At 70.2% G+C, this 6661-nt stretch carries 8 protein-coding genes; 2 read left to right on the top strand and 6 right to left on the bottom strand.

Going from position 1 to position 6661, the window contains the following annotated elements; translation table 11 throughout:
* Positions 1-132 precede the first annotated feature (132 nt).
* The gene (locus VHK87_RS05460; protein WP_329633885.1) at positions 133-333 is read right to left on the bottom strand and encodes a hypothetical protein; all 201 of its coding nucleotides are present in this window, start codon (positions 331-333) and stop codon (positions 133-135) included.
* Between the two features lie 185 nt (positions 334-518).
* Between VHK87_RS05460 and VHK87_RS05455 the strand changes: the two genes are divergently transcribed.
* On the top strand, positions 519-2084 hold the full coding sequence (locus tag VHK87_RS05455) for a carboxylesterase/lipase family protein (RefSeq protein WP_329633884.1): 1566 nt from the start codon (positions 519-521) through the stop codon (positions 2082-2084).
* Between the two features lie 90 nt (positions 2085-2174).
* Here the strand turns inward: VHK87_RS05455 and VHK87_RS05450 are convergent, their stop codons facing one another.
* Both VHK87_RS05450 and VHK87_RS05445 read right to left on the bottom strand, forming a co-directional pair.
* The gene (locus tag VHK87_RS05450; protein ID WP_329633883.1) at positions 2175-2867 is read right to left on the bottom strand and encodes an RES family NAD+ phosphorylase; all 693 of its coding nucleotides are present in this window, start codon (positions 2865-2867) and stop codon (positions 2175-2177) included.
* On the bottom strand, positions 2864-3304 hold the full coding sequence (locus VHK87_RS05445; RefSeq protein ID WP_329633882.1) for an MbcA/ParS/Xre antitoxin family protein: 441 nt from the start codon (positions 3302-3304) through the stop codon (positions 2864-2866). The genes VHK87_RS05450 and VHK87_RS05445 overlap by 4 nt, the downstream gene beginning before the upstream one ends.
* A 384-nt stretch (positions 3305-3688) precedes the next feature.
* Here VHK87_RS05445 and VHK87_RS05440 point away from each other — a divergent pair, with 384 nt between their 5' ends.
* Positions 3689-4213 carry a hypothetical protein gene (locus VHK87_RS05440; protein WP_329633881.1) on the top strand — a complete coding sequence of 175 codons (525 nt, stop codon included), beginning with the start codon at positions 3689-3691 and terminating at the stop codon, positions 4211-4213.
* Between the two features lie 5 nt (positions 4214-4218).
* Here VHK87_RS05440 and VHK87_RS05435 read toward each other — a convergent pair whose 3' ends face one another.
* The 3 genes from VHK87_RS05435 to VHK87_RS05425 form a co-directional block, all read right to left on the bottom strand.
* Positions 4219-4590, bottom strand: coding sequence for a hypothetical protein (locus VHK87_RS05435; protein ID WP_329633880.1), 372 nt, complete (start codon positions 4588-4590; stop codon positions 4219-4221).
* 68 nt (positions 4591-4658) lie between these two features.
* Positions 4659-5216: a DUF1697 domain-containing protein gene (locus tag VHK87_RS05430; RefSeq protein WP_329633879.1), complete on the bottom strand. Its 558-nt coding sequence runs from the start codon at positions 5214-5216 to the stop codon at positions 4659-4661.
* Between the two features lie 367 nt (positions 5217-5583).
* On the bottom strand, positions 5584-6537 hold the full coding sequence (locus VHK87_RS05425; RefSeq protein ID WP_329633878.1) for a hypothetical protein: 954 nt from the start codon (positions 6535-6537) through the stop codon (positions 5584-5586).
* Between the last annotated feature and the right edge of the window lie 124 nt (positions 6538-6661).

Here is a 6661-nt window from a genome sequence, read left to right as displayed (position 1 = left end):
CGTGGGCTGCTGTGCGGCCGCGGCCGTGGCGACGAACAGGGCGACGACGGCGATCGGCAGCTTCATGCACAGCACTCCCTTCGGTCCGGGCGCGAAACGCGCCCGCACGGCCGAGGTTGCGCGGTTATGAGGCTAGTTGGTCCGGCGAGCCGGCTCAGCGGGCGCGTCGGCGCCCGCGCCATCACCAAGGTCCGGGCAGAAGCCGGCGAGCTCCAGTTCCTCGATGATCTGCTCGAACGCCTCCTGACGGGTGATCGGCGCGCCTGGCTGGGCGGCGATCGTCACGATGCGGCGGATGTGATGCAGCGCTGTCTCGGTATGCGGGGCAGGCATGATGCGGTTTCGCGTCCTCTCGAGCTATCGGCGTCAACTTGTCGAGTTTCACGAGGGTTGCAGCGCAAAGCGGCATTCTTGAAAGAAAGCTGTGAGTTTTCTGAATCGGCCGTGGCGAACTGGCGCTTGAGCGGCCGGGGCTCCCCGGTGCACAGTTTCCGAAATAACCAACAAGGGAGGGCGTCATGACCCGGGTATCTGGCGTGGGGCGGCGAGAGGTGCTTTTGGGAGCGGGGGCCGCGGCGCTCACGCTCGGGGGGGCGGCGCTAGCGCAAGGTGCGGGGCCGGTGGCCCGGACGACGGCCGGACAGGTGCGCGGACGCACGGCCGACGGGATCCACAGCTTCAAGGGCGTCCGCTATGGGGCGAGCACGGAGGGGCGGCGGTTCCTGCCGCCCCAGCCGCCCGAGCCTTGGAGCGGGATCGCCGAGGCGGCGGACTTCGGCGCCCAGTCGCCGCAGCTGGGGGCGGACCGGCCGAGCGTCTACGCCTCCTGGGCCAATCCGCGGGCGGAGAGCGAGGACTGCCTGTTCCTCAACGTCTACACGCCGGGCCTGAAGGATGGGAAAGGCCGGCCGGTGATGGTGTGGTTCCACGGCGGCGGTTTCACCAGCGGCAGCGCGTCGAGCCACTACGCGGACGGGACGCGGCTGGCGAAACGGGGCGACGTGGTGGTGGTGACGGTGAACCACCGGCTGAACGCCTTCGGCTACCTGTACCTGGCGGACCTCGGCGGGTCGGAGCTGGCTGACTCGGGCAACGTCGGCAGCCTGGACATGGTACGTGCTCTGACCTGGGTGCGGGACAACATCGCCGAGTTCGGGGGCGATCCGGGCAACGTGACCATCTTCGGCCAGTCGGGCGGGGGCGGGAAGGTCTCGGCGTTGATGGCCATGCCGGCGGCGGCGGGGCTGTTCCACAAGGCGATCGTGCAGAGCGGCTCGGGCATCAAGGTGCTGGAGCCGGCGCAGGCGCAGGAGAGCACGAGGAAGGTGCTGGCGGCGCTGGGGCTGGCCCCGGGGGAGGTCAGTAAGCTGCGGGCGCTGCCGATGCGGGCGATCGCGGACGCCTTGCCGAAGGCGGGGGCGGAGTTCCGGCCGGTGGTGGACGGACGGGCGCTTCCGCGCCATCCGTTCCATCCGGATGCGCCGGCGATCTCGAAGGCCGTGCCGCTGCTCGTAGGCACCACCAAGGACGAGACGACGAGCTTGGTGGGCGGGCGGGACGAGAGCTTGTTCGGCCTGACCTGGGAGGCTCTGCCGGCCCGGCTGGCGCCGGAGCTGCGCGGGTTGGATGCAGCCAAGGTGATCGCCGAGCTGCGGCGGGCGGATCCGCAGGCGAGGCCGAGCGACGTCTATTTCACGGCGACGACGGAGTACCGGTTCCGCCGGCGGGCCGTTGTGCAGGCCGAGCGCAAGGCGGCGCAGGCCGGAGCGCCGGCCTACATGTACCTGTTCGCCTGGGAAAGCCCGGTGGATGGCGGCCGGTGGAAATCTCCGCACTCGGTGGAGCACGCCATGGTCTTCGACAACGTGGCCAAGTCCGCCTCGATGGTCGGGACGGGCCCGGAGGCGCAGAAGGTGGCGGACGCGGTGAGCAGCGCCTGGCTCCGGTTTGCGCGGACCGGCGATCCAGGCTGGGCGCCCTACACCCCGCAGGCGCGCACGACGATGGTGTTCGACGTCGACTCCAGGGTGGTGAACGATCCCGGAGCGGACGTGCGGCGGCTGTTCGAGGCGACGCCTGTTTGAGCCGGTGCAGCCGGACAGCCGGCGTCTGCCAGGCCGTTAGTGGGGCGTCGCAATCGAAGAGCCGGCGCGCGACTCGACCAGTCAGTCAGCTCAGTTTCTAGCCATGCTGGTCAGCTTGAGCACGGTCAGCTCGCCGCGGGCGTCCCAGACATATTCCAAGTGATCGCCCTGAAGGACGGGGAGAGGGACGGCGGCGGGGCGGAAGAGGACGACGCACTCGCCGCCGGCGCGGCGAACGCTGTCGTAGACGAAGCCCTCCTCGGGGGGCTCGGCGAAAGGCCAGCGCCGTTCGCGGGCGAAGGCTTGCGAGGCCGAGTAGTCTTCGGGGCTGTAGAGCTCGGGGTGGGCGCCCTGCGCGCCGCGCAGGTCGAGAAGTTGGGCGTCGAGGCTGGCGACCAGTTCGCGCAGCTGCAGCCGGGCGGGAAAGCCGCCGGCGGAAGCGGCCAGGCGCCGGTGGTTGTGGTGGACGGTCTCTTCGATGGCGGTGGAAAGGTCACGCGCGGCGTACCAGGCGCCGAGCGCCGCGTCGTGGAAGCGCCCGCCCTCGTCGGCGACGTGCAGGAAGGCGGCCATGACGATTGAAGCCGTGGGGCCGGTGGGGAGGCTCCCCTCCGGCAGCAGGGCAAGGCGGTTTGGCGTGCGCAGGGTGAGGTCCTCGAGAGCGAAGGCCAGGCGCAGCTCGGCCTCGTCGTCGGCGATGTCGTCGAAGACGCCGACGGTGGGATAGCGGCTGAGGATCAGGCGATGAGTGCGGCCGCGGACCCGGGCCCGCGAGAAGCTCATTTCACCCCGCGCCAGGCGTCGAGGTAGCGGCGCACGTCGGCGAGCTCGGAAAGGCCGCCCTCGGTCATGTGGACGAGCGGCGGGCGGCCGGCGAAGGGGGCGTCGGTGTTGTCGGACCTCAGCCAGCGCAGGGCGTGGGCGTCCTCGGCGAAGACAAGGCGCAGGCCTTTCAGGATGCCGAGGGCAAGGGAGATCCGCTCTATCTGGTCGCGGGTGAGGGCGCCGACCTGGCCGGCCTTCCAGTTGTGATAGGTCTGGCGCGAGATCCCACCCAGGATGGCGCGGCGCTCGTCCACCTTCAGGTCCCACAGGTCGCAGACCCGCAGGAAGAGCCGCACCGCGGGCGCGGAGACCCGCCGGCGCGCCTCCGGATCGCGCAGGTCTGCGGCGGTGAAGGCGGGGGCCTCGGAAGACGGGAGGGCGGCGGAAGGCGGCATAGGTGAAGTCCAGATGTGGACCCTATGTATAGATCTGGGGATGTAAACGCAACATCGGGCTACCGGCGGCACCTGTACGCATTCCGGCTCCGCGCCCGCGCGCGGTCGTTCAGGGCCGCTGTGCCCCTAGAAGCGGTTCGGGCGGGCCCAGGCTCAAGCTCTGAGGCGACTCCAAGGCGCTCGGTTAGGCGGTAGCTCTGAGCGGCGGACGCGCTGAAGGTCAGCTGGGGGCCAGCGGAGCTCGGGCCCGAGGCAAGCGGACCTTCAAACCTCGCCATAGCGGAGGTTCCTACGTTCCCGGAGGGTGGACGTCGGACGTCAGTTGCGACCGCCCTACTTTTTCAGTCGCCGCGACGCAGTCAGTCGACGCATAACAGGTCCTGCATGGCCGTCAGCTTCGAAGGGTTCCCGCGTACGCTGCAGCGCTCGGCTCTCCGGCCGGGACGCTGGTTCGTCGCCGCCGACGGGGCTCGCCCGATCCTGTGCCTGGCGACCGAAGTCGAGGATCTCGGCGAACGGCTGGCGGTCGTCTTCAACCTGCCTGCGGTCGAACAGGTGGAGGTCACGCCTGTGCCGATCTCCGTCCTCCTGGACCCGTTCGCGACCGTGGAGGACGACGTGGTGTTCGCCCCGGGGCAGGCCGAAGGCCTGCCGATGCTCGTCGCGCCCCTTCGCCGCACCTTCCGCAACGGCGCATTGCTGCGGCTGTCCAACGGCGACCTGGGCATCGGCGTCGTGCCGAAGGTTTCGGGCGACATGGTCGCCGTGTCGCTGACTTCCGGGCTGCGCAGCAACGGTTTCGATCTGGTCTTCGAGCGCTGGTCGCTTTCCCTGCGCCGCGGCGGCGCCGAGACGCGCATCGGCTACCACAAGCCCAGCCACCTCTACCCGGAGCGCCGCAGGGTCTAGGCGGCCTAGTTCGTGACGCGCCCCTTCACGAGCTTCAGTTGGACGGTCTTTCCTTGCGCCTTCGTCTGCAGGCTCGGCCCCGGTTCGGTGGGGAACCGCTCGCACATGCTGCCGGGCAGGCGAGGCTTCGACTGAGTCAGGCAAACCTTGTCGCCCTTCACGGTCCATTTGCCGGCTAGATCCAGCCCCCGGCGGCTCAGGCCTGTCCACGTGCCATCCGGCTTGAGCCAGATCTTCCGGGACCGCCCGTCAGGGTCGATGGTCAGAAGGGTGTTGCCGAACGCGGCGCTGACATCGCCGGGCTTAGGCCCTGCAGCCTGGGCGGCGAGGGGCGCGGCGAGGCAGGCGGTGAGGAGGAGCGCTATTGTCTTTCTCATGGCCGCCATAACGCACGATGCGGGAAAAGGCGGCATTGATAGCGGGGGTTCTGAGCGGCTCCGTCGTCTCAGGCGAGGGCCTGCGCGGCCTCGTAAACCTTGCTCAGGGTGTTCCAGTTGCGGGCGGTGCCGCTGAGCTTGCCGAAGGCGGCCTTCCAGTCGGTCGGCCGGAGCGGTGACGCGGAGATGCCGTTCGGGTGGACGAGCCAGGCGACGTCGTCGAGCACCCTGGCTTTCTCCGGCGGGTGGACCAGGGCCTCGAAGGCGCGGGACTGGTCGGGGGTGGGCGGGGTCTTGAAGATGGTCGCCTGGACGCGGCTCGGCATGGCCGCGGAGTCCTCTGGGAAGCGGTTGGAGCGGACGATGCGGGCGAAGGCGGCCGCGTCGCGCACCATGACGTCGAGGGTGGGGCCGATCCTATCGGCGATGGCCTTCTCGAGGAGGGCCTCGAGCTCGGCGCCGGCGGGGCCGGGGCTGCGGAACACCGCATTGCCGGTAGCGACCAGGGTGCGCGCGTCGGTAAACCCCAGGTCGGTCAGGAGGGCGCGCAGCTCGGCCATCGGCACGCGATTGCGCCCGATGGGCATCACCCCGCGCAGGAGGGCGATCTGGATGGTTCCGGTCACACTCGACCCTGTGGCCGGAACAGGCGCGGGAGGCAAGCGGCGGCGCGGCGCGGCGAACCAGGTCGGCGTGGCATGAGCTCTCGGCCCGCTTCTGGTACGGGCGCGCCGGCGGGGGCGGCCGCTGCCAACGCGAGTCTGACGGTATGATCGCGCCGGGAGCGCTCCACGTCGTGCTGCGCGCCGATCGATCTTGCGAGCGCCCTCCAACTTGCAGGCGGGGCGATCGGGTCGCATCAGGATCGCTCTTCGCGGGGCCCGCCGGACCGCGGACGCTGTCGCATAGCAACGCAGGCGGAGCAGTCGGGGAGCACCTTGGCCCGGTGACAGGCCGAGCCAACAGCCCCCAGCCCGCTCCACGACCGGGACTTCAGCGTAGGCGAGCCACCCGCCGCGCGGCCGCCGCGACTGCGGACGCCCAGTCTCCGGGCATCGCCTGTCGGCACAGGCGGACGGAGCGATACCAGGGCGTGTCGTCGCGGCCGTAGCTCCAGCGCCAATCGACGTCCTCGGCCGGAAGGAGGATGAAGCAGGGTATGCCAAGGGCCCCGGCGAGGTGGGCGACCGCGGTGTCGACGGTGACGATGGCGTCCATCTGGCCGATGCGGCGGGCCGCGTCTAGGAAGTCGCCCTGCGGTTCGGTGAAGTCGTGGAGCGCGCCGATCTTCGAGAGCGTCCTCAGCGGTTCGGGCGAGGGCATGGAGCGGCGCGCGTCGTTCGGGTGCTGAGGATTGCCGCGCCAACAGACGCCGATGTTGAAACCGTCCAGCTTGGGCGCGGAAGGTGCGCTGAAGTAGGGAGCGGACAGGATGTCGTCCGGGCCGCTGACGCCGAGGCGAAGCGGAAGCCCGAGCGGCATCACCCAGGCGTCCGGATCGTCGAAGGAGATGACCGGCGCCTGTTCGATGACCGTCACGGGCAGCTGGCGAAACAGGCGGATGAGGGGCGGAGGGCAGAGCCAGAGCACCTCCATGCGCTCTGCAAGCATGGGCGCAAAACGCGCCATCTGGATCTGGTCGCCGAAGCCCTGCTCGATCCAGACAAGCAGTCGTTTGACGGGCTCGCCGTTCCATTCCGGATACGGCAGCTGGGGCTTGGCGACGCGGATCGGCGCCCACTCATGGCGGGCTTCATAGAGTTCGAAGCCCTCTCCGTAACGACCCTGGAGCAGCAGGACAGTCCCGAGAACCCAGCGGGCGCCCGCATCGCCGGGGGCGGCGTGGAGGGCGGCGCGGGCGATATGCTCGGCCTCGGTCAGCCGACCGCGCGCGCGCAACGCTACGGCCTGCTGCAGCAGGGGGAAGGTCTCGGGCGAGATCGACATGCCCGCCCAGCATAGGATGGCGCGCGCGGTCTGCGAACCGTCGCCGCGGCGGTCGCTCCGGCCGGGATGATCTCGACAAGCGCGCGGCTTGCCTGGATGTTCGCCGGGCCGAGAGGGGGCCGGC

The organism is Phenylobacterium sp. (assembly GCF_036263695.1).
In the GTDB taxonomy this organism is placed as follows: Bacteria; Pseudomonadota; Alphaproteobacteria; order Caulobacterales; family Caulobacteraceae; genus Phenylobacterium.
Note: the sequence above shows the minus strand (reverse complement) of the source record. Positions and strands in the feature narration are given on the sequence as shown.

Bases quoted from the DNA above. Each gene is read 5' to 3' on its own strand.
- VHK87_RS05425 (WP_329633878.1), bottom strand. From the start codon at position 6,537: ATGTCGATCTCGCCCGAGACCTTCCCCCTGCTGCAGCAGGCCGTAGCG.
- VHK87_RS05450 (WP_329633883.1), bottom strand. From the start codon at position 2,867: ATGAGCTTCTCGCGGGCCCGGGTCCGCGGCCGCACTCATCGCCTGATC.
- VHK87_RS05435 (WP_329633880.1), bottom strand. From the start codon at position 4,590: ATGAGAAAGACAATAGCGCTCCTCCTCACCGCCTGCCTCGCCGCGCCC.
- VHK87_RS05445 (WP_329633882.1), bottom strand. From the start codon at position 3,304: ATGCCGCCTTCCGCCGCCCTCCCGTCTTCCGAGGCCCCCGCCTTCACC.
- VHK87_RS05455 (WP_329633884.1), top strand. From the start codon at position 519: ATGACCCGGGTATCTGGCGTGGGGCGGCGAGAGGTGCTTTTGGGAGCG.
- VHK87_RS05460 (WP_329633885.1), bottom strand. From the start codon at position 333: ATGCCTGCCCCGCATACCGAGACAGCGCTGCATCACATCCGCCGCATC.
- VHK87_RS05440 (WP_329633881.1), top strand. From the start codon at position 3,689: ATGGCCGTCAGCTTCGAAGGGTTCCCGCGTACGCTGCAGCGCTCGGCT.